The 21,980-nt window shown below is 52.5% G+C and carries 19 protein-coding genes; 10 read left to right on the top strand and 9 right to left on the bottom strand.

Annotated features, from left to right (window positions below):
* Positions 1-153 precede the first annotated feature (153 nt).
* The 3 genes from QET93_RS04640 to QET93_RS04630 form a co-directional block, all read right to left on the bottom strand.
* Positions 154-711 (bottom strand): NUDIX domain-containing protein, encoded by a 558-nt coding sequence (locus tag QET93_RS04640; RefSeq protein ID WP_280132735.1) that lies wholly within the window; start codon positions 709-711, stop codon positions 154-156.
* A gap of 61 nt (positions 712-772) precedes the next feature.
* Complete coding sequence (lpxD, locus tag QET93_RS04635; protein ID WP_280127071.1) at positions 773-1,807, bottom strand: UDP-3-O-(3-hydroxymyristoyl)glucosamine N-acyltransferase; 1,035 nt, start codon at positions 1,805-1,807, stop codon at positions 773-775.
* A gap of 33 nt (positions 1,808-1,840) precedes the next feature.
* Positions 1,841-2,488, bottom strand: a complete 648-nt coding sequence (locus QET93_RS04630; protein ID WP_280127070.1) for an OmpH family outer membrane protein — start codon at positions 2,486-2,488, stop codon at positions 1,841-1,843.
* A 115-nt stretch (positions 2,489-2,603) separates the two neighbouring features.
* Between QET93_RS04630 and panC the strand changes: the two genes are divergently transcribed.
* The 6 genes from panC to QET93_RS04600 all read left to right on the top strand — a co-directional run bounded on the left by panC (position 2,604) and on the right by QET93_RS04600 (position 8,812).
* Positions 2,604-3,452, top strand: coding sequence for a pantoate--beta-alanine ligase (gene panC / locus QET93_RS04625; RefSeq protein ID WP_280132734.1), 849 nt, complete (start codon positions 2,604-2,606; stop codon positions 3,450-3,452).
* Positions 3,453-3,482: 30 nt separating this feature from the next.
* Positions 3,483-4,142, top strand: coding sequence for an ABC transporter ATP-binding protein (locus tag QET93_RS04620; protein WP_280127068.1), 660 nt, complete (start codon positions 3,483-3,485; stop codon positions 4,140-4,142).
* A 115-nt stretch (positions 4,143-4,257) separates the two neighbouring features.
* Positions 4,258-4,875: a peptidylprolyl isomerase gene (locus QET93_RS04615; protein WP_280132733.1), complete on the top strand. Its 618-nt coding sequence runs from the start codon at positions 4,258-4,260 to the stop codon at positions 4,873-4,875.
* Between the two features lie 47 nt (positions 4,876-4,922).
* The gene (gene nagA / locus QET93_RS04610) at positions 4,923-6,071 is read left to right on the top strand and encodes an N-acetylglucosamine-6-phosphate deacetylase (protein ID WP_280127066.1); all 1,149 of its coding nucleotides are present in this window, start codon (positions 4,923-4,925) and stop codon (positions 6,069-6,071) included.
* Positions 6,072-6,263: 192 nt separating this feature from the next.
* Entirely contained in the window at positions 6,264-7,292 is a 1,029-nt protein-coding gene (locus QET93_RS04605; protein WP_280127065.1) for a biotin/lipoyl-containing protein, read from the top strand.
* Positions 7,292-8,812, top strand: coding sequence for a beta-N-acetylhexosaminidase (locus QET93_RS04600; protein ID WP_280132732.1), 1,521 nt, complete (start codon positions 7,292-7,294; stop codon positions 8,810-8,812). Before QET93_RS04605 ends, QET93_RS04600 begins: the two co-directional genes overlap by 1 nt.
* Before the next feature lie 137 nt (positions 8,813-8,949).
* Here the strand turns inward: QET93_RS04600 and QET93_RS04595 are convergent, their stop codons facing one another.
* The 3 genes from QET93_RS04595 to QET93_RS04585 all read right to left on the bottom strand — a co-directional run bounded on the left by QET93_RS04595 (position 8,950) and on the right by QET93_RS04585 (position 12,428).
* Positions 8,950-9,585, bottom strand: a complete 636-nt coding sequence (locus tag QET93_RS04595; RefSeq protein WP_280127063.1) for an RNA-binding protein — start codon at positions 9,583-9,585, stop codon at positions 8,950-8,952.
* A 360-nt stretch (positions 9,586-9,945) separates the two neighbouring features.
* Entirely contained in the window at positions 9,946-10,650 is a 705-nt protein-coding gene (locus tag QET93_RS04590) for a TrkA family potassium uptake protein (protein WP_280127062.1), read from the bottom strand.
* 11 nt (positions 10,651-10,661) lie between these two features.
* On the bottom strand, positions 10,662-12,428 hold the full coding sequence (locus QET93_RS04585) for a potassium transporter TrkG (protein ID WP_280132731.1): 1,767 nt from the start codon (positions 12,426-12,428) through the stop codon (positions 10,662-10,664).
* A gap of 98 nt (positions 12,429-12,526) precedes the next feature.
* Here QET93_RS04585 and hisF point away from each other — a divergent pair, with 98 nt between their 5' ends.
* On the top strand, positions 12,527-13,291 hold the full coding sequence (gene hisF / locus QET93_RS04580) for an imidazole glycerol phosphate synthase subunit HisF (protein ID WP_280127060.1): 765 nt from the start codon (positions 12,527-12,529) through the stop codon (positions 13,289-13,291).
* Positions 13,292-13,466: 175 nt separating this feature from the next.
* Positions 13,467-15,431, top strand: a complete 1,965-nt coding sequence (locus tag QET93_RS04575) for a family 20 glycosylhydrolase (protein WP_345786072.1) — start codon at positions 13,467-13,469, stop codon at positions 15,429-15,431.
* 98 nt (positions 15,432-15,529) lie between these two features.
* Here QET93_RS04575 and QET93_RS04570 read toward each other — a convergent pair whose 3' ends face one another.
* Positions 15,530-16,591 carry an FAD-dependent oxidoreductase gene (locus tag QET93_RS04570; protein WP_280132728.1) on the bottom strand — a complete coding sequence of 354 codons (1,062 nt, stop codon included), beginning with the start codon at positions 16,589-16,591 and terminating at the stop codon, positions 15,530-15,532.
* A gap of 7 nt (positions 16,592-16,598) precedes the next feature.
* On the bottom strand, positions 16,599-17,711 hold the full coding sequence (leuB, locus tag QET93_RS04565; RefSeq protein WP_280127057.1) for a 3-isopropylmalate dehydrogenase: 1,113 nt from the start codon (positions 17,709-17,711) through the stop codon (positions 16,599-16,601).
* A gap of 317 nt (positions 17,712-18,028) precedes the next feature.
* On the opposite strand from leuB, the gene QET93_RS04560 reads away from it, so the two are divergent.
* Both QET93_RS04560 and rho read left to right on the top strand, forming a co-directional pair.
* Entirely contained in the window at positions 18,029-18,787 is a 759-nt protein-coding gene (locus tag QET93_RS04560) for a YebC/PmpR family DNA-binding transcriptional regulator (protein ID WP_280127056.1), read from the top strand.
* 35 nt (positions 18,788-18,822) lie between these two features.
* Positions 18,823-20,706, top strand: a complete 1,884-nt coding sequence (gene rho / locus QET93_RS04555; RefSeq protein ID WP_280127055.1) for a transcription termination factor Rho — start codon at positions 18,823-18,825, stop codon at positions 20,704-20,706.
* A 122-nt stretch (positions 20,707-20,828) separates the two neighbouring features.
* On the opposite strand, the gene QET93_RS04550 is transcribed toward rho, so the two are convergent.
* Positions 20,829-21,977 (bottom strand): acyltransferase, encoded by a 1,149-nt coding sequence (locus tag QET93_RS04550; RefSeq protein ID WP_280132727.1) that lies wholly within the window; start codon positions 21,975-21,977, stop codon positions 20,829-20,831.
* Between the last annotated feature and the right edge of the window lie 3 nt (positions 21,978-21,980).

Below are 21,980 nucleotides of genomic sequence, written 5' to 3'. Positions count from 1 at the left end.
GAAGGCAGCCCTTCCTGGTCGCGCCCTCGCTGATTTATCTTAAAGGCTTTTCAGAGTCCTCCGATAATTTCCGATGAAGACCGTCCAATGTTGGTCAGGCAAATGAGTCATCCCTATCGCAGATAGGCCGGAGTTCAAATGACTCTTCTCTCATTAATGGATAGATCCGATGAACTCAGCCAATTTGACGTAAATGCGCCGCATTCCGACTTCGTCGCTTTTCCGCAACAATTCCATCGGCTGCCAACAAGCGGCCTCGGCATCATCCGCCGCACAGAGTTCAGGAAGGATTTCCTGTGAAGGAAGGCACAGGAAGCGCAAGTCGAAATGCTCATGAGCCGGCTGTCCGGGTCTTGCAGGGATCACGTGAATATCCAAATCCAGCAGTTCCCACTTCCCGCGGGGATCCAAACCAGTCTCCTCCAGCAATTCCCGGCGGGCGGAAGCCTCAATCGTTGCATCGGAATCCTCCGCATGCCCCCCCGGTTGCAACCAACGCTTCAAATGCCTGTGAAACACCATTGCCACACGCCAGTCAACCGGATTCAACACATACGCACTAGCCGTAAAATGCCCCGGTTCGTAATGAACACGATTCCAGGCATCCTTCCCTTTTTCCAAAAGAGAGAGCATACGCAACCGTGCAATACTTTCTTCGGGGAAAGGCGATGAATACCCCGTCAGGAGAGATGACAAATGAGCTGTGTCCATAGTTTCCTGAAGTCCGTCTCATGCGGAATAAAAAGGATTTCCATCTTGGGGAAGAGGAGAATCAATCCTCGCTCAAGAATGTTTTCTTCAAGGCCTTCAGTTCCTTGAGCATCCCCGGCAATTTACGGATAGCAGCATACTGGCGGCTGGCATCCTTGAAGGGAACGGCAGGAGTTCCCCAATAAATACTGTTGTCCTCAAGGTCGTTCATGACACCAGACCTGGCAGCCAGCGTAACTTTGTTGCCAATCTTCAAATGTCCGGTAATACCTACCTGTGCGGCGACCGTACAATAGTCACCGAAGACCGTGCTGCCTGCTATGCCGGATTGGGACACGATCACGCAATGTTTGCCAATCTGGACATTATGTCCGATCTGGACAAGATTGTCGATCTTGGTTCCTTCCCCGATTACCGTACGACCAAACCTGGCACGATCTATTGTCGTATTGGCACCGACATCCACATCGTCTCCAAGTTCCACAATACCAACTTGGTCAATGCCTACGTAACGGCCATCCTCTCCCATCAGGAAACCGAATCCGTCCGAGCCGATCACAGCTCCGGGCTGAATCACAACACGGTTACCAAGACGGCAGCGTTCACGAATAGTCACATTGGAATGCAATCGGCAATTTTCACCTAAAACAGCACCATCTCCAATCACACATCCCGGACCGATATCAGAGCCTTTGCCAATCACGACATGCGCACCAATGGTGACATGAGGACCGATTCTCACCATATCGGGATCCAACTGAGCGGAGGAATCCACCACGGCCGTCGGATGAATACCCGGGGTAAAACGGTAGGAACTCGCCTGAAAGTAATTAACAAGCGAGTTGAAAGCCAGGGAGGGGTTTTCCACTTCGACGAGGACAACCCCTTCCGGATACTTCGGCAGGGACGGCGGCACGAGTACAAGTCCGGCCTTCGTCTCCAGAAAATCGTGAAAGTATTTCTCGTTTCCAAGGAAGGAAGCCTCCTCACGGCAGGCTTCCTTCAAAGAAGCGACCCCGGTAATCAGAACACCGGGATCGCCTGAAAGGACAGTTCCCCCCGTTAATGTCACCAATGAGTCAAGATCAAGTTTCATGATTCACGTAGCCGGGGGCTAAACAAATACTTTTTACTTGGCGGGAGCCGGAGCTGGAGCGGCAGCAGCGGGCACCTGAATGTCCACAGAGTCCTTTTCCGGATCAAAGCCGGCAGGAGCAGAAGCGTTGAGTTCCTTTTTCACCTCGGCGGTAATGTCCATGGAAGGATTGGTGTAAAGGAAAACCTTCGTCTGAGCTGCGCTCACAGCACTCTTGTCGAGCACAAGATCGAACTTGCCGGACGTTGCCTTGTCGGTAGCAACCTTGTTGATTTCTTCAATAATAGCCGACATTTTGAGTTGTACGGTTTCGTTGAGGGAACGACTCTTGCGTTCCACGAATTCACGACGGGCTTTCTCCAGAGCAATACCTTCGTTCTGCTTCAACTGAAATTGCTCGCCCAAACTCTGTTTGGCCTTATCACTCAGGGAAGGATCTTCTCCTCGCTTTTTGATGTCCTGCAGTTCCTTTTCAATAGCCTTCACCTTTTCCATGCGGGTGGCGTTTTCGGCTTCGATTTCCTTACGGACATTGTTCACTTCCTTCTGAGCTTCATGCGTCTTATAGTAATCTTTGAAGACCTGCTGAACATCAACAGTGGCAACTTTCAATTCAGCGTGGGCGGCACTTACCATTCCCAAGGCAGCGGCGGCAATCAGAGTAGTATTAAAAAATTTCATAATCTTTCGTATATCTTGACGTGTCGGGCATTTTACACGTACATGGACATTCGTCAATACAAGTCAGGCGTATTTCGTGATTGAACTTTTGTCATCACGGAAGCAACCTGAGCCCATGCAAAGCTATTCGAGTAAGGAAGAATTGCGTGAACAGCTCAACTCTGTTCGACAGGGAAAAAGAATCGTTCTCGTTCCTACGATGGGCGCCCTCCATGAAGGGCACAAGAATCTCCTCGTGGAAGCCAGAAAAATGGCGGAAGAAACAGGCATCGTCGTCGCCAGCATTTTCGTCAACCCAATCCAGTTCGACAATACGAACGACCTGGCTACCTATCCCCGTACTCTCGACAGTGATCTCGCCATTTGCCAAAATGCCGGAGTCGATTACGTTTTCACGCCAACTCCGGAAATCATGTACTCCCCGGACCGCAGTATCGCCATTGAAGAAAACAGTCTCTCCACTAAACTCTGCGGAGCTTCCCGCCCCGGCCACTTCACCGGGGTCTGTACCGTCGTCGCCAAACTCTTCAATATTGTCCAACCAACGGATGCCATCTTCGGTAAAAAGGACTTCCAGCAACTGGCTATCATCCGCCGCATGGTACGCGACCTCGATATTCCGGTTACTATCCACGGTGTGGAAATCGTCCGTGCCGACAACGGACTAGCATTCTCTTCCCGCAATGCCCGCCTAACGCCCGATCAGAAAAAGGCAGCACCGGTTCTCCGCAAGCTCCTCCTCCAGGCCCGTAACGAATACTCCGCAGGGGAATCCCTCGATACCATCCGCCGCAATGCCTTGGAAACAATTGCATCCGTTCCCAACACTCAAGTGGACTACATCGAAATCGTCCACGCAGAAACCATGCAATCCCTCGACAATAACGACCATAGCTCTCCCGCCCTCATGGCATTGGCCGTTTTCTTCGGAGATGTCCGCCTCATTGACAACATTGAGCTTTAATTCTCATCTTCTCCCCGCTATTCTCCCGACGTGATCACCGCCAGGAACCTTCACCGTAGCTATACAATCGGCAAAAAGACGATTGAAGTCCTCCATGGACTGGACATCGACATCTCCCAAGGGGAAAAAGTCTTCCTCTGCGGTCCAAGCGGCGCAGGAAAAACAACCCTCATGTACACCCTGGCCGGACTGGAAACACCCCAGGCCGGACAGGTTGTCATTGCCGGACAGGATATCTACGCGCTTCCCACTACGGCCCGTTCAAGGTTCCGCAACAAGCACATGGGGTTCATCTTCCAAAACTATCTGCTGATGCCGGAGCTGACCGCCATGGAGAACGCCTGTCTCTCGTCCTCCATCAGCGGAAAACAAAATGCCGCCTATGTCGAATCCCTGATGGAACGCGTCGGCCTCGGAGACCGGCTTGATCACCTGCCCGGAGAACTCAGCGGCGGAGAACAACAACGTGTGGCTATCGCCCGCGCCCTCGCCAACAATCCATCCATCATCTTTGCGGATGAACCAACGGGTAATCTCGATTCCCGTAATGGCGACGAAGTCCTAAACCTCCTCTTCAATCTTGCTTCCGAAGACGGCAAAACCCTGGTCATCGTCACCCACGACCACCACATCGCCCAACGGGGAGACCGCATTATTACCATCACTGACGGGCAAATCCTCTCCGAATAAAAATCCAGCAATTCCCCTCTTGTTCGACCATCGCGTCATAAGCCCGCACCGATCTGTCTTCATGTGAAGATTTACTCTGGCTCCCCGGGGAATTCCATGCTAACAGAGTATGACTATGAAAAAGTTCATCGCCATAATGACGGCTCTAGCCGCCTTGATGATCTGTCTGTCGTTTGCCTCAACAGAAGGAAACGGTACAGATACCCAGGAACTCAAGGACGTCCGGGTTATCCTCAATACGACGCAGGGTCAGATCCACCTCGTGGTGTATGCCTCGAAGACGCCGGTCACCGCCGCCAATTTCCTTAATCTTGCGAAACGCGGATACTATAATGGAGTAACGTTCCACCGTGTGATTCCCAACTTTATGATCCAGACGGGGGATCCGTCGGGAACAGGATACGGCACACCCAACTATTCATTCGAGAACGAAATTGTAGAAGGACTGACTCACAATGGGTCCGGCATTCTATCGATGGCCAATACCGGACAACCGAACAGCAACGGTTCTCAATTTTTCATCACTCACCGCGCCACGCCTCATCTGGACGGCAAACATACGGTCTTCGGCCGGGTATTGGCCGGACAGGATGTCGTCAATGCCATCCGGAAAGGCGATAAAATCAAGTCCGTCACCATTGTCGATTCTCCGGAACCTGTTCTGAAAAAAGAAGCCGAACGGGTTCGCGCTTGGAACAAAGCCCTTGACTCACCGGTACAACAGAAACCATAAGAATTTTCAACAAAACGTAACATACTCAACCGTACAACAAACATATTATGAAAACATTGATCAAAAACGCCCGCATCATTTCTCCGGGTATCGACATTGCCGGTGCCTCGGTTGAAACGGAAAACGGTCGAATCGTCCGTATTCTGCAACCCGGAACGGAACTTCCCGTAGCCGACAAGGTCATTGATGCCGAAGGCAAAATGCTTCTTCCCGGCTTCATTGATATCCACAGCCACGGCGCAGGCGGTCACGATACGTGCGACGCCGACCTGGACGGTCTGAAAGTCATTGCCGAGTGCAAGATGAAAGAAGGCGTCACCAGTTGGCTGCCGACAACGCTGACATTGCCGCCGAAGGTGTTGGAAGATGTATGCAAAACAGTAGCGGAATACCGGAAAACGCAGGAGTTCGCCAAAACGCCCGGAGTTCATCTCGAAGGTCCGTTCATCAACCCGAAGTGCTGTGGCGCTCAAAATCCGGCTTATGTGCGCCAGGCAAGCATCGAAGAAGTGGAACATCTGAATTCCATCGCCCCCGTGCTTCTTATCTCTCTAGCTCCTGAAATGCCCGGCGGCGTTGAGTTCATCGCCAAGGCCACGGCCAAGGGCATTCGCTGTTCCGCGGGTCACAGCGCGGCAACCCATGCTGATTTTAAAGCTGCCAAATCTGCGGGACTGGTACACTTGACTCACTTCTGCAACCAAATGTCGCCGATGCACCACCGGGAAATCGGCCTGGTCGGCTCCGGTTTTCTGGATGAAGAAATCAAAATCGAAATCATTTGTGACAAAATCCATCTCTGCGGGGATATGTTGTCGACCGTGTTCTCCAACAAGAAGCCGGATCAAATGCTCATGATTACCGATTCCCTCGCCTGTTCATGGATGCCCGACGGCCCCGGAGATCTCGGAGGTCTTCCTATCATCGTCAAGGACGGAGTCGCCCGCCTTCAGGAATCCGGCAATCTCGCCGGCAGTACGTTGAAATACGCCTACGGCCTGCGTAATGTGCATGAATTGACAGGACTGCCCCTAAGCGAACTGGTCAAAGCGACCTCTTGGAACCAGGCCCAATCCCTCGGCCTGGAAGGTCTCGGCAAAATTGCTCCCGGATTCCACGCAGACATGGTGTTGCTGAACGACGATTTCAGCACAGCCAAAGTCTTCATCGATGGCGAAGAAAAATTCAGTGCCTAAAAAACACACGATGACCGGAATCGCCGGAAATCGTCTTGATCCCGGAGCAGGAGGACTCTCTTGTTCCGGGATTTTTTCTGAATTTGAGGAAATATCAGGCAAAAGTTCCGAGAACGAAATAAACTTTTCGGAGAAGAAGCGTTGAATATCGGAGGAGGTTTGTGGCAGTATAAAACCGTAAGGATTCACGTTATGTCGATCAAAATTGAAATGCCTCGTTTATCCGACACGATTATGGAAGCTACCGTATCGCGGTGGCTGAAACGTGTCGGAGACAGTGTCGCAGCCGGAGACCACATCGCCGACTTGCAGACAGAATACGCCGATATGGAACTTCTCGTATCCGACAGTGGCGTCCTGACCCAGCTGAGTGTCGAAGAAGGGAGCAAGGTCACTGACGGTCAGCAACTGGCCATGCTTGAAGAGGATGACTTGGTATCTCCCCCCTCCATTACTCCCAGGATGAGCCCGCTGGCGACAGCCATAGTCCGTAAACTCAATCTCGACTGTTCCGGAATAATAGGATCCGGTCCCCACGGCAAAATCATGTCTTGCGACCTTCACGATGCGGCAGAGGCCAGCAAAAAGGACACCATGCCTATCATGAAAAAGGCCTCCGTCAAAATGCGCGTTTCCTCTGTCGTCGTCCGTATGGACGGTTATTATGCCTATTCCTTCCCGGCGGACATGTCACAGCTGGCTGCCATCAGTATGCCCATCGCCGTCCAGTGTGAAAAACTGATGGGATGCCGCTATTCCCTGTTCGACTACGTTGCCCGTGCATCCGTGCGAGCTTGCCTGTCACGTCAAAGCCGCCCGGATGGAGCAATTGATCTGGTCATGGTTATGGACAAGGGAAACCGCGAGATCCCCGTATCCGAGGCAGCAAACAAGACCATTTACCACATCGCCCGTGCCCGCATCGGAGCGGAAGCCGGGGAACCTTCTCCTGCTTCATCGACAACTCCGTCCATCATCCTGGCCGATGCCGGCCTGCCCGTGCCGAATTTGCGGGAAAAACTGGCATCCCATCCGGAAGCTTTCATTGCATTGGGAGGAACACGGCCCAAGACCGGATTTGAAGCGGGCAAGCCAGTCAACAAGTTACTTCTCCCGGTAACGTTATACATCAATTCAACTCTGCTCGACCAGAGTGAAGCCGCAGGTATTGCTTCGGAATTCAAGACTCTCATGGAAAATCCTGTACTTCTGCTCTTCTGATGAGTCCCTTCTTCCCTGCCCTTACCGCCTTGTTCTCTCTCGCTTTCGGGCAGGGAATTACAGCATCGGCTGCTCCCGATTTTACGGAACGTCCCGCATATATTATTCCGGAGCCCAGGGAAATCATCACAGACGACGGCCTCCTCAAAAAACCGTTCCCAATCAAGAACGTTATCGATAAAAGCCTTGATCCCGAAGCATACGAACTCATCATCACTCCCCGGGAAGCCTTTGTCAAATCAAGCACTCCCGCCGGAAGACTGTATGGACACAGTACGCTGGATCAGTTGATCTCCCAATTCGGAGACAAAGGAATCCCCTGCGGTACGATCAAGGACAGTCCCCGCTATCCCTGGCGCGGCCTAATGCTGGATCCCGCCCGCCATTTCATCCCCGTATCCGACATCAGAAAGTTCATTGATGTCATGGCCTATTACAAGTTCAATAGGCTGCATCTGCACCTTACGGACGACCAAGGCTGGAGATTGCCCGTACCCGGGTATCCCAGGTTGAAAACTATTGCCTCGCACCGCGAGGAGACCAATGGCGACGGCAAGCCGCATGGGGGCATGTACACAAAGCAGGAACTCAAGGATTTGGTCAGGTACGCCGCAGCAAAGAATGTGGAGATCATCCCCGAAGTAGATGCTCCGGGGCACAATGTAGCCCTTGCCGCCGCATACCCGGAATTCATCTGTTTTCCGAATCCGAATTTGAAGGTGTTTACCTCGAATGGAGTAACGAAGGAACTGGTTTGTCCCGGCAATCCCGATATTTGGAGATTCTACACAGCCGTCATCAAGGAACTCAAGGATATTTTCCCATCCCGCTACATTCATCTGGGTGGTGACGAAGCTCCGGAGGACAACTGGATGAAGTGTCCGAAATGCGCTGCATGGCGCAAGGCTGCCGGGATTGCTGAGCCAAAAGACGGAGATAACAACGCGATGAAAACAGCAGCCCGTCAGGAAATGATCCAGTTTTTTTCCCAGCTGACGAATATCGTGAACAAAGCCGGCAAGGAACCTCTTTTCTGGTACGAGCAACCTATCGCCTCTTATCCGAAAGGATCGACGGTTTACACTTGGAGATTGGGATTGACGCCCGACACGGTTGCCCGGACGCGAAAGGAAGGCTTAAAGCTCATCTTTTCTCCTGGAGAACACTGCTATCTCGACTATCCCCAACTCCCCGGAGACTGGCCCAAAAAAGAACCAGCCGGAGGATGGATGCCTACCACAACCCTGGAACAAACCTACAAGCTGGATCCGGGACGCGGGCTTACGGAGGAAGACGCCGCACATATCGTCGGCGTAGAAGCTACCATGTGGGGAGAGTGCATCCCCGATATCAACAAGGCGTTTTACATGGCTTACCCCCGTGCATTGGCACTAAGCGAAGCCGGATGGTCACCAGCCGACGTTCGTTCGTGGGAACGTTTCCAAGGCAAGCTGGACCAACATCGGAATATCATGCAAAAGAAGTGGAACATCTCCTTGGAGCGCCCTGCCAAAAAATAATCCATTTCCCCCAGCCCTTCTCTCAATTCGTCGATTCCGGATTTGTTCCAGGACATTTTTTCAGTATTCAACAGCAATAAGAAAGCCGCCTTGTTACGGGCGGCTTTCTTGCAATCTTCCAGGTGGAAATTGGAAAATCAGGCCTCATCCTGGCGGGATTCGCCTACGCCGGTTTCCTGCAAGTCAGGTTGGCCGGTTTGTTGGTCATCCCTGGCCTGTTCCTGACGTTCATTGGCAGCGCTTACCGTAAGGAGGCGCCCCATGAAAGGCTGGTCATGCAGAACGGTAACGGCACGAACGGCATCGTCCATGAACTGCATCTCCACGAATGCGTAACCTTTGGACTTATGCGTCCGGGGATTGTAAATCACTTCCACGCTGCGAACGGCGCCAATCCCCTTGAAAAGATCCTCCAAATCGGATTCCGTAGCTTCATAGGAGAGGTTGCCAACGTAGAGGCGGGGTACGCTAACGGGCTGGCGGGAGATGGGAGTCCTGCTTTCGCGGGAACGGGCAATGCGAATATTCGTCCTTCCGGTTTTACCTTCGACGAATCTGGAAGGTGTGTCTTTTTTCTTCTGGAACGGCGGTTTGTAAAGACCGACAAATTTCAGAATTTTCTGCCAGAAGGTAAGTTTGACCGGTTTGGGAGCATTGCTGCGGTTGGGCCTGAATCCGCCTTTGCGGTCCCCGCCTCCATGGTATCTACCCTGTCTGTTGTTGCGGCGCTGGGGCCCATGACCCTGGCGTCCTGATGTATAATGTTGAGACATATGGTACTGTTATTATATGTATGATGCGGTAACTGGCATCCGGGCTTATCGATTCCATCCACGGATGCAGAGCTGCGTCCTTGCCCATTTCCGAATGCATTCAACCCAAAAACGCCCAGCCGCGCGAAATCCCTGCGGCAGAGCCTTCCCGAAGGAAGAGTGAGAGTTGTGTCAACAGGCAGTCTGGTATAAGGACAATTTTCTTTCTCACGTTTTGCCGCCAAGGGCAAGCCGACATATCGTCATTGGTGCGCGAACCACCATTTCGTGCTAGCTCCCTTCCCTCCCGGTGTAGCATTTCAGGGGATTTCGTTCCTGCTCAAGAAAACAGATCTCCCCCAGAAAGATGCGCTACCGATACTATTTTTCCTGTTCTTCGGTAATATACTCGGCAAAACGGGTCAGGCTATCTTCGCGCCCGAAGAGAATCAGGATGTCATCGGGCTTGAACTCGAGGTCGGGATCGGGCGTTCCGATAACGGGGTTGCGCGGCATGGCCATGACTCCTTCACGATCCTCCGGCACATCACCGCGACGAATAGTCAACAAGTTCAGTTTGAAGCGGGTTCTGAGTTCGACATCGCGCAACTTGCGGCCGATCCAATTTTCAGGAACAGCCATTTCGACGATGGCATGAGACTCGTCCAGAGGCGTTGCACTGAGGAATTGAGGGGACTGAAGCTGACTTGCGAACTGCCGGGCTGTCACTTGCGCCAGATTGATGAATTTGGCGTTCATCTGTTTGAGGATGTGCTCGTGAACATCGCTGAGGGCGCGGGCATAGATCTGCTTGACACCCATTTGCTGAAGGTAAGAAACAACCAAAAGATTCTCCTCGAAGCTGTCTCCAATGGAAACAATAGCCACGGAATCGTCGTCAAACTCCAATTCCTTGAGAGAATTGGGGTTTGTATAGTCCGAAATAATGGCATAGGTCACTTGGTCTTGGACATCTTCCAGACATTCTTCCGTATTGCCTACAGCTACAACATCCATTTTTCGGGCAGCAAGTTCGAGGCAGAGATTCCGGCCAAACTGGCCAAGTCCGATAACAGTGTATTTCATAGGGGATTAATTCAGGTAAGAGGTATTTTAACGGCGGGATAGTGGAAATGCTTGGGTTCGGGAGTGCCGGCCAGAGCCACAAGAAACAGGAATAATCCTGCCCTGCCAACGATCATGTTAATAATAACGATACATTTGGGAATGTCATACAAGGACGATGTCGCCCCCATCGACAAACCCGATGTAGAAAATGCGCTGCATACTTCGAAGAACATATCCAGAGGAGCAACTCCCTCCGGTTGGAACGAGCATGCCAGAACGGTCGAAGCTCCGACCCATGCACCGCACACGGCAATGGTACACAGGCATCGTTCGATCACGGACTGGTCGATTCGCCTCCGGAAAAACTGAACGTACTTACGCCCTTTGACGACGCGAAACACTTCCCCGGCAACTACGGCAACCGTCGTAGTTCTGATTCCCCCGGCGGTCCCTCCAGGGCTACCGCCGATAATCATGAGTGCGCAAATAATCAGGCAACCCGCCGGCATGTAGAACTCCATGTTGGTAATGGCAAAACCTGCGGTACGGGATGAAATGCTATCGAACAGGCAAACCCAAAGACGCTCCGTCCATGTCATTTCCCTTCCCAAATCCGTATTGACCAGAAACAGGGATAAAGTACCGATAAAAACGATGATCGAGGTGGTACAAAGAACAAGTTTGCTGTACGGAGACCATGGGATTTTACGCATGCGAGCCGTACTCTTGCGTTCCTGCAACCATCGTTTGAAATGATACCAAGCCTCCTGGTACAAGGGAAAGCCGAGTCCCCCCATGGTGATCAGGCACAGGATCACCAACTGGCCCAAGCGGCACGCGACAAGTCCGGGAGCACCGAGTCCTCCCGGGAAAGTTGAAAATCCGGCGTTGCAGAAAGCGGAAACCGCATGGAACATGGCATGCCACCAAAGAGGGCTTGATCCCGGATCCACACCCTGGGTTTTCCATGTGAAATAGAGAAAGAGAGCTCCGGTCGTTTCCAGGAACAGAGTACTGATAACAATGTGACGGACAGATAGGACAGCAGCATTCAAATTGCTTTCGTCAAAGATATTTCGCAGGAGAACGCGATCCCTGAGGGAAACACCTTGCCCGGCGATCATGGCAATAAAATAGGCGAACGTCATGACGCCCAGACCGCCAATCTGAATGAGACACAGGACGAAAATTTGGCCCGTCAGTGTAAATTGTTCGGCAAAATTCACAGATGAAAGCCCCGTCACGCATACGGCACTGGCACTGGTAAACAAAGCGTCCAGATAGGGGATATCTCCATGAGTGGCATTAGGCAACATCAACAGGCCACTCCCGGCAAGGACCGCACAAATGAGAGAGACGACGAATTGCAGAGCCGGAGGCATCACCGGCTTGCCCTGTCGCTTGATCAGCCATTGAAAGACATGCGTCAGAGAAACGAGGGCGGGGATGAGCACCAAGCCAATCGTCGCGACCAGACGGATAACTTCTCCCTGTTTAATTTTTTCAGGAGAAAGAGTATCCTCTCTCACCAAAAGACCGAAGATCACCAAACAACCGATGATTTGAAAAATGAGGAGGCGCAGCGGAGGTCTTCTTTTTTCCTCGCAATAAACGTAAGCCCCGATAATTCCCACCAAGTGGGCGATTGTCGCCAGATTCAGGGCCATGACGATGTTCTCGTACTGAGCCGTCTCCAAAGGCCAGCCCAATTCCCACAAAACGCAGGCAACCATCAATGCCAGCCCGACGAGGGAGGTTCGGCTGAACAGGTTGTATCGTTTCCGTGCTGTGTCCATGACGAAAGGAGGCAGATGCACAGTTTACCCTTTGTTTCGGCGCTAACAAGCGCAATTTGAGCTTCCCCTCACGGCAAAATAGTGGCTACATGGTCTTCGTGCTGGCAAAACGTATCATTCCCTGTCTGGACGTCACGAACGGTCGTGTCGTCAAAGGTACCAATTTCATCAATCTCCGCGACGCCGGTGATCCTGTCGAATGTGCTATGGCCTATGACAGGCAGGAAGCGGATGAACTCGTCTTTCTCGACATCACAGCCTCATCCGACGGACGAGCAACGATGGTCGATGTTGTTCGCAGAACGGCGGACTGCTGTTTCATGCCCCTGACTGTCGGTGGCGGCATTCGGAAGGTTGAGGACATGCGAGAAATGCTTTTGGCCGGAGCCGACAAAGTTTCTCTGAATACGGCAGCCATTAATCGTCCAGATCTCATCAATGAAGGGGCTACGGCGTTCGGCAACCAGTGTATCGTCGTCGCTATTGACGCCAAACGCCTGGCCTCCGGCAAATGGGGAGTGTACACCCACGGCGGGCGCAACTTCGTCGGCCTGGATGCCGTGGAATGGGCACTCGAAGCAGAACGTCGGGGCGCCGGGGAAATCCTGCTGACCAGCATGGATGCCGATGGAGCCAAAGCGGGTTACGATATTGCCCTGACGCGAGCCGTCAGCGAAGCTGTCGGCATACCGGTCATCGCCAGCGGAGGTGCCGGCAACCTGGATCACATGGTCGATGTCCTCACGGAAGGCAAGGCCGATGCTGTCCTGGCAGCCTCAATCTTCCATTTCGGCGAACATACGGTACCGGAAGCCAAGGCCTATTTCACAACGAAGGGCATCCCCGTACGTCCCCTCTGCTAAGCCAACGGAAACATCCGGGCAAACAGGTTTCGGTCCGGATGAATTACACCGCCGCCGAGAGCTTCCTGTTTGTTGCCTCCAAAGGCATCGGATACGTTGGTTTTTTCCAATCTTTTCTTTCAAGCACGTCTTTCCGTTACAATGGAGAAAGATTCATCGCAGAGAGTACGTATTCCTGTCCGTGATCAAGAAACTCTTCATTTTATCCTCTCTGTCCCTGCTGGGGCCCGTTCTGGCATTTGCCCAGCCGAATGAGAAACCGTTTGTCATTCCCGAACTCAGAGAGTGGGTCGGAGACGAGGGCATATGGCAATTCACCGGAGGAACGGCAATTGTCATCCCCAGTGTCGTTAAGGATAAGCTCATGCCTGTTGCTCATGAATTTGCTGCGGATATCAAAACCATGTTCGGACGGGAGATCCCCGTGCGCATCGGCCAGCCGAATCCCGGAGATATCATTCTCTCCCTAGGGGAACTGCCGAACAAAAACGAAGAAGCGTATTCTCTTGATATCGATGAAACCGTCAACGTCATCGGCAATGATCCGAAGGGAGTATACTGGGCAACGCGCACCATGCTCCAGCTTCTTGAACAATCCCCCGAACTTCAATTGCCCAAGGGCAGAACTCTGGACTACCCGCAATACCCGATCCGGGGATTCATGTTGGACTGCGGGCGCAAATTCTTTACGATCGACTTCCTTCAAGACTACGTCAAGTTCATGGCTTACTACAAGATGAATACATTCCATATTCATCTGAATGACAATGGATTCAAGGGGTTTTTCGACGAAGACTGGGACAAGACCTATGCCGCTTTCCGGCTGGAATGCGATACCTATCCGGGCCTAACGGCCAAGGACGGTTCTTACACCAAAGCGGAATTCATCAATCTCCAGAAGCAAGCGGAAAGCAGAGGCGTCAACATCATTCCCGAAATCGACGTTCCCGCCCATTCTCTGGCCTTTTCGCACTACAAACCCGAAATAGGCAGCAAGGAATATGGCATGGATCACCTGGATCTTTTCAACCCGGAGACTTACACGTTTATGGACGGATTATTCAAAGAGTATCTCTCCGGCCCCAACCCCGTCTTCCGCGGCAAACAGGTTCATATCGGCACGGATGAATACTCCAACGCCAAAAAGGAAGTCGTTGAAAAGTTCCGTTCTTTCACCGACCACTACATTCGCCTCGTGGAAAGCTACGGCAAACAGGCAGCAATCTGGGGTGCTCTGACCCATGCCAAAGGAGATACTCCGGTCAAAGCGGACAATGTTCTCATGTACGCATGGCACAACAACTATGCCCAGCCTAAAGACATGGTAAAACAGGGATACGACCTTGTCAGCATCCCGGATGGCCTGCTCTACATTGTCCCGGAAGCAGGATACTATTACAATTATCTCAATACGAAGCATCTGTATAATTCCTGGGAACCCAATCAAATCGGAAACGCGAAATTCGAAGAAGGCGATCCGAAAATCAAAGGCGGCATGTTCGCCGTGTGGAACGACCACGTCGGCAACGGCATTTCCGAAAAGGATGTCCACCACCGCGTCTTCCCCGCCATGCAAACGCTTGCCGTCAAGATGTGGACGGGAGGAAGAGGACTGCGACCCTTTGAACAATTCGAATCACTCCGCCAAAATCTCAGCGAAGCCCCCGGTGTCAATATCATGGGCCGAGTCAGAAACGGCAAGGGTATCATCCTGCAAAAAGAAACCCTCGCTTCCGGGGAAAGCACCGGGATGAAGGAAATCGGTTATGGATACCGCGTAGACTTCACATTGAAAGCGGCAGACAATCCCAAGGGAACCATCCTCTTCCAGTCCCCGAATGCCATGGTTTACCTCAGTGACCCGAAGGAAGGAAAACTCGGTTTCGAGCGCGACGGTTATCTGTACACCTTTGACTATACGGTACCTCTGGACAAGGAGGTCCAACTGGGTATCGAAGGAGATAGCCGGAGCACCAAATTGTATGTAAACGGACAATTGAAGGAATCTCTCGACATCATCCGTGTTCCACGCGGAGGCAAAGACAAGGCGATCGCCTGTGTTCGCACCCTCGTCTTCCCGCTTGAGAAAACAGGAAACTTCAAGGGCGAGATCAAAAATCTTACAGTTATCGTTCCGTGAATCATTCAGGATTTCCGCTTGTCCCGGGAGCCGTCGATTAGTCCAGCTACGCCGGTTTCCGGGAAAACTTTCCTAGAAGAGGAGGAACAGAGGGAACCTTACTTCCAAAATGAGGAAGGAGATAAATCCGAGGGGATTTCCGTCCCTTCGTGCAAAAAAGCGGCCAGTGCCGCAGCTGTCCACGGCGCAGTCGTCACACCCTTGCTGCCCAGCCCCGAGAACACGTATTGCCCGGCCAATCCCGGGATAGGGCCGGCAACCGGCTGGCTGCGGCGGATAATCGGACGGACGGCGGCCCGAGCCCTCAAATAACCAAGATCGCTGCCTTTGTATCTGCGAACGATACTGAGCATTAGCTCTTGTATGGCTGGAGCCTCCGGAACGCCCGGATCATCCCAAGACCACGCATAGGTGGCACCGAAACGCCAGATACCGTCCCTGTGTACCAGCCAATGACCAAAATGCAGAATACCCGATTTCCACTCCAGTTCAGGCAGTGCCAAATCGAGAATCGTCCCCTTGGACGGTCTGCCCTTCAACGGAGCCATGGCTGGGTGAAGTCCGGCCTCCCAGCCCGTACACCAGACGACATGGGTATATCTGCCTCCATCCCACAGCCACGCATCGCCATCCGACACGACAGATTCTGGCGTTACCACACCTTCCTTCAATCTGCCTTCGGAAACCCACAAGGCACGAGCTGCATTCACAAATCCTTCCACATGGAGAACAGCAGCGCCGCGCGTATAAGCCGCGCTACCCTTGCCATTCCAACCTTCCGGCCACGGAAACAAGGGACCGGCATAAGCGGATGAAGCTTCGTCCATCTGGCGTTCTTTCCAGATTTCAAGCTGATCCTCCGTTTCCAATTCCCGGAAAATAGGGGTCTTCTGCCACCATGATCCGTGAAGTTCTCGTTCCGTTTCAGGATAAAATCCGGCAGCGGCAGACAAACACTCAGCCTGCCTCCAGCCCGGACGAAAAGCTCTACCCGTCATCGGATTGACAAGACCGGCAGCCACGCGGGAGGCCGTCTCGCCCAAGGGCTTGTCTACTACCATGAAGTTCACGCCTCGTCTCTGCAATTCCCATGCAAGACAGGTGCCGGCAATGCCTTGACCGATAATTAGAACATTCATGGAAGTAGACGGAATCATCATGAAAGGATCAGGCAAGAGCCGCAACGACGGCATCGCCCATGCCGGACGTATTGACGCGGATTTCCCCCGGAGCTCCTGTCGCGAGATCGCCCGTACGATATCCGGCGGAAATCACCGAACGCACGGCTTTGTCGATGGCATCGGCTGCTTCGGTCTCACCCAAAGAATAACGCAGCAACATGGACAGGGAAAGAATCTGGGCGATCGGGTTGGCAATGCCCTGACCAGCAATGTCGGGAGCAGAACCTCCGGAAGGCTCGTAGAGGCCGAAGAACCGCCCTTCTTCTCCACGTCCCTGGCAAAGGCTGGCACTCGGCAACATACCGAGGGAACCGCAGATGATAGCCATTTCATCGGAGAGAATGTCTCCGAACATGTTTTCCGTAACCAACACATCGAACTGGGATGGGTTCTTCACCAGTTGCATGGCCGCATTGTCTACATACATGTGGTTCAGGACAATATCAGGGTAGTCTTTTGCCACTTCAAGAATTGCATCACGCCACAACAGGGAGCTGGTCAACACATTCGCCTTGTCCACACTCGTCACTTTTTTCGAACGACCACGGGCAGCTTCAAAGGCGACTTTGGCAATACGAATCACTTCGCTTTTGCGGTACCGGAGCGTATCCACAGCCACTTCATCGTCGCCTTCCGCTTCACGAAAACGAGGAGTGCCGAAATAGAGGCCGCCAGTCAGTTCGCGGACGCAGAGTATATCGAATCCATGGGGAATAATCTCGTTCTTAATCGGAGAGGCATGCGTCAATTCCGGCAGGCATACACCGGGACGCAAGTTGGCGTACAAGCCGAAATGCTTGCGGAGAGGAAGCAAAGCGCCGCGTTCCGGTTGCTCGTTGGGGGGAAGATGTTCCCATTTAGGGCCACCGACGGAACCAAACAGGATGGCATCCGCTTGTTCACAGGCAGCCACCGTTTCATCCGGAAGGGCCTTACCGCAATTGTCGATGCCGGCACCTCCGACAAAATGTTCTTCATAACTCACGGAAAAACCGTAACGGGAACTCGCCGCCGCAAGGACTTTCAGAGCTTCAGCCATGACTTCCGGGCCAATGCCATCGCCAGCCAGCACGGCAATATGGTGCTTGTGATCGTTCATACGCCGACCAGATTGCTAGCAGCAGGACAGAAGGTCAAGTCCGTGAATCATAATCCTGGAAATAATGTTCACTTTGTCACAGACTGGAAAAAATGTTGCCATCTTAGCGCAAATGTCTATGCTGAACCATGTTCCGGCGGGAACGGAAGAGGTTTTACGGTTATCTTGCGAATGCTTACTCTTCGGCACATGTTCGATGTAGGATGACCGGCGCAGCTTCTGGGGCACGAGCCATTGTTCACGACCCCATGCAACGGAAACGAGCCTTTCGGCCCTTCACGTGTCCCGCCCGTTCTCAAACAAACCTATTCAATACTATGTCCGGACATAATAAATGGTCCAAGATCAAATATACGAAGGCTGCCGCCGACGCTAAAAAGGGGAAAATCTTCGCTCGCTACGCCCATGAAATTACGCTTGCCGTTAAACAGGGAGGCAGCGACCCGGATATGAACCCGCGTTTGCGGGCCGCAATCGACGGAGCCAAGTCGGTATCCACTCCCAAGGAAAACATCGAGCGCGCCATTAAAAAAGGTGCCGGAGATATGGGGGGAGCCGCAATCCAGGAAATCACCTACGAAGGCTATGGCCCGAACGGCACAGCTCTTCTCATTGAAATTGCCACGGACAACACCAACCGTTCCAATTCGGAAATCCGCACGATCTTCACCAAAAACGGCGGTTCCATCGCCACTCCCGGCTCGGTCGCCTACCAGTTCGACCGCAAGGGAGAAGTCCGTCTCCTCTCCGAAACTTTGGACGAAGATTCTTCAATGGAACTTGCCATGGACGCAGGTGCCGATGATGTGGAACCCGGCGAGAACGACAACGAATGGGTTTTCACCACTCCTCCCACGGAACTTGGCAATGTAGCCTCAGCCCTGCGCGCTGCCGGTCACATGTTGACATCCATGAAGCTCATCTACGTTCCTCAGAACGTCACAGTCATCACGGATCTGGAAGTCGCCAAAAAAGCAACCAGACTTTTCGAACTTCTGGACGATTATGACGATACGCTTAATGTCTTCTCCAATTTTGACATTGCTGAAGAACTCCTTGAGCAACTCGACGCTTAAAACGGGGACTTCCCCATTTCCCCCCACATTTTTTCATGTCTGATACTCTCCCTGAAGGGACGGCTGAAGGTTCCGAACCCATTCCCGCCCCTAAAAAGAGGGTTGTCCGCAAATCGGCAACTCCGGCATCCGTCCCGCGCAAAACAACCGGTCGTAAAAAAACGGCCGATACGGAAAAACAGGCCTCTGCAACAACAGTAAAGGCTACGGATTCCCTTGCCTTGGAAACAGCTTCAGCCGCCGAAGAGCCAACTGTTCCCCCCAAACCCAAGGCAGTCGACCGCCGCAAACGTACCGTTAAAGCCTCCAAGGAAGGAGATCAGGCTCAAACAACTGCGGATCTTCTCCCTGCCCCGGTTCATGAAATTCCGGCGGGAGAAGGAGAAGTCCCGGTCAAATCCGTCCGGAAACGCGTCGTCCGGAAAAAAACCGTAACGGTAGAAATCCCCGAACAACCGGATCAAACTGCCTCATCCGTGTCCGAAGATGCATCCCCGGAACCTAAACAGCCATCCAACGAACAAACGAAGGACGCAACCGTAGCCCGGGAACAAGAAGAATCGCAGGAAAACAGCCGCCAGGATCGAGATGGCTTTCCTAAACAGCAGGGGCAGGGCTTCAACCGCAATAACAAATTCCGGAACAACAATAACAACAAAAGAGGACGCCGCGACAACAACCGCAATTACCAGCAGGGTGATCGCCCCTCCGTCCGTGAAAATCTGCGTGACGCCCGTACCCGCAAGAACAACAACAACGACGACAACCGCGAACAGTTATCCCCCCGTCAGCCCATCGAATACGGCCCTCCGGAAGAAGTCGACGGTTTGCTGGAAATCACGCCCAAAGGATTTGGGTTCCTCCGTACTCAGGAAACGGGGTTCGAGCAGGCAAGGGATGCCGTGTATGTCTCCAACGAAATTATACGCACCCATGGCCTCCGCCATGCCGTCTGGCTTCACGGGATTGCCCGTCGCCATCCCAAAGGCATCCAACTCACGGAAATCACCTCTGTCAACGGTAAAAACTGGGAAGAAGCCCGCCTCCTGCCCCATTTTGACGAACTCAAAGCAGTCAATCCCAACAAACGCATCATCTTTGAAACGACGCCCGAGCGCTATACCACCCGGACACTCGACCTGATGGCCCCAGTCGGTCGCGGCCAGCGCGGACTGATCGTCGCCCCGCCCCGCACCGGGAAAACGACTTTCCTCCAACATATGGCGGAAGCTATCCGCGAGAATTACCGAGACTCGATGCATTTAATGATCCTTCTGGTTGACGAAAGACCGGAAGAAGTCACCGAATTCCAGCGCAACATCCAGGGAGCCGAAGTCTATGCATCCTCGAACGACGGCAAAGTCCGCGATCACTGTCGTCTGGCCGAACTTTGTATCGAACGTGCCAAACGCCTCGTCGAAGCCGGAGAACATGTCTTCCTCCTGATGGATTCCATCACCCGCTTGGCACGAGCCTACAACAATGCCGATAAAGGCAGTGGTCGGACGATGTCCGGCGGGATCGATGCCCGTGCCCTTGAAATGCCGCGCCGCCTTTTCGCTGCCGCCCGCAATACGCGGCAGGCAGGTTCTCTAACGATAATCGCCACTGCCCTGATCGAAACGAACAGTCGTATGGACGATCTGATCTTTCAGGAATTCAAAGGGACGGGCAACATGGAACTCGTTCTCAATCGCCGCATCGCGGAGCAGTACATCTATCCCGCTGTAGATATACTGAAGTCCGGCACGCGCCGGGAGGAACTCATCCTGCCGGAAAACTGGTTGTACAAGATCCATCTGATCCGTCGTGCCCTGGCTGGACACAAGCCTGTTGAAGCAATGGAGCGTTTCCTCTTTTTCCTGAGGAAATACCCCAGCAACACACAGATGCTCATCGATCTCAAGCAAAGGGCTTAAAAAACCTTACTCAAGTTCTTTATCGCCATCTCGACCACCGTGTCGGGATGGCGATTTTCGTTAAAAAGAACCTCCGGTAAAGATCCAGCAAGATCACCCGGCGGACGACGCCAAAGTCTCTCTCACATAATACTCTTGCGAGTCAAACGAGTCAGGCTCAACACCCAGACCAACGCCAGAGAGATAGCAAAAGCCACACAGGCAATCAGCGGAATCTTCACATAGGCAGCCAGGGGAATCCCGATCAGCAGGTCATAGGAACACTGTACCAGCACGAAGTGGCACAAATAAATACCGAATGTCAAAGCCGCCACTTTAGTCAGGAACGGATTGGGAAATATCCTGATCTTTTGCACGACGATAAACATGGCGTAAGTCATCATGAAAACATTGATGCCTGAAAAGTACCAGCAGATCTCCAATTTCGCAGCATCTCCGGGGAAATTCTTCTGGATTTCCAAAAAACCGAAAAGCGTAATGGCATAGCCTGCCAGAAACAAAGATCCGGCTACGGACAAAGTCTTCGTCCAACTCCATTTCAAAGGATATTTGACCAAATAATGGGCAAGAACCATGTAGCCAATGAAACCGGAGAAGTAATAGAATGTACCGTATGGGTTCCAGTCACACACCCCCAAAATTCCCATGTTGCCGAAGTTTCCCTCATAGCCCAGGAACGGAGCCAGCATCTGAACATAGGGAAGGCACATGCTACACACCCAAAGCTTCAGGAACAATTGAATGTCCTTGCGGCTCGCTTGGTTCAACCAACCTCCGATAATCGGCATAAACAGGTAGATGCCCGCAAGCATGTAAAGGTACCACAGAGGCGTTGTATCATAATTGAAGTTAAAGATGAACGTGTACAACTTCGATAACGTCGCTTGCCAGGTGTAAGTGGACATGTCGATATTGGGATTGCTCGTCTGAATACCGGTGGAAAAATAGCCATAGTACATCAGCGGCAGAGCCAATGACCAGACCACCAGCGGAATCAGTATCCTCTTCAAGCGTTTGGAGTAGAACGTCGCCGTATCGCCGGTTATCGGGAACAGGAGAACTCCCGAGATCATCGCAAAAAGAGGAACGCACGGTCTAACCATGCTGCCCCAAAAAGCTCCGCATTGAAAATCAAACATATCGTTGGAGGCATTGCCGACAAAAGGATCACAGCAATGAGCCAGCACAACAAGGAAACAGGCAAAGATACGCAGAACATCAACCCATGCCACGTGAGAGCCATGGGATTGCGGGAGAGGGGTATTATTCATAAA

It is taken from the genome of Akkermansia sp. N21116 (assembly GCF_029854705.2).
Taxonomy (GTDB): Bacteria; Verrucomicrobiota; Verrucomicrobiia; order Verrucomicrobiales; family Akkermansiaceae; genus Akkermansia.
Note: the sequence above shows the minus strand (reverse complement) of the source record. Positions and strands in the feature narration are given on the sequence as shown.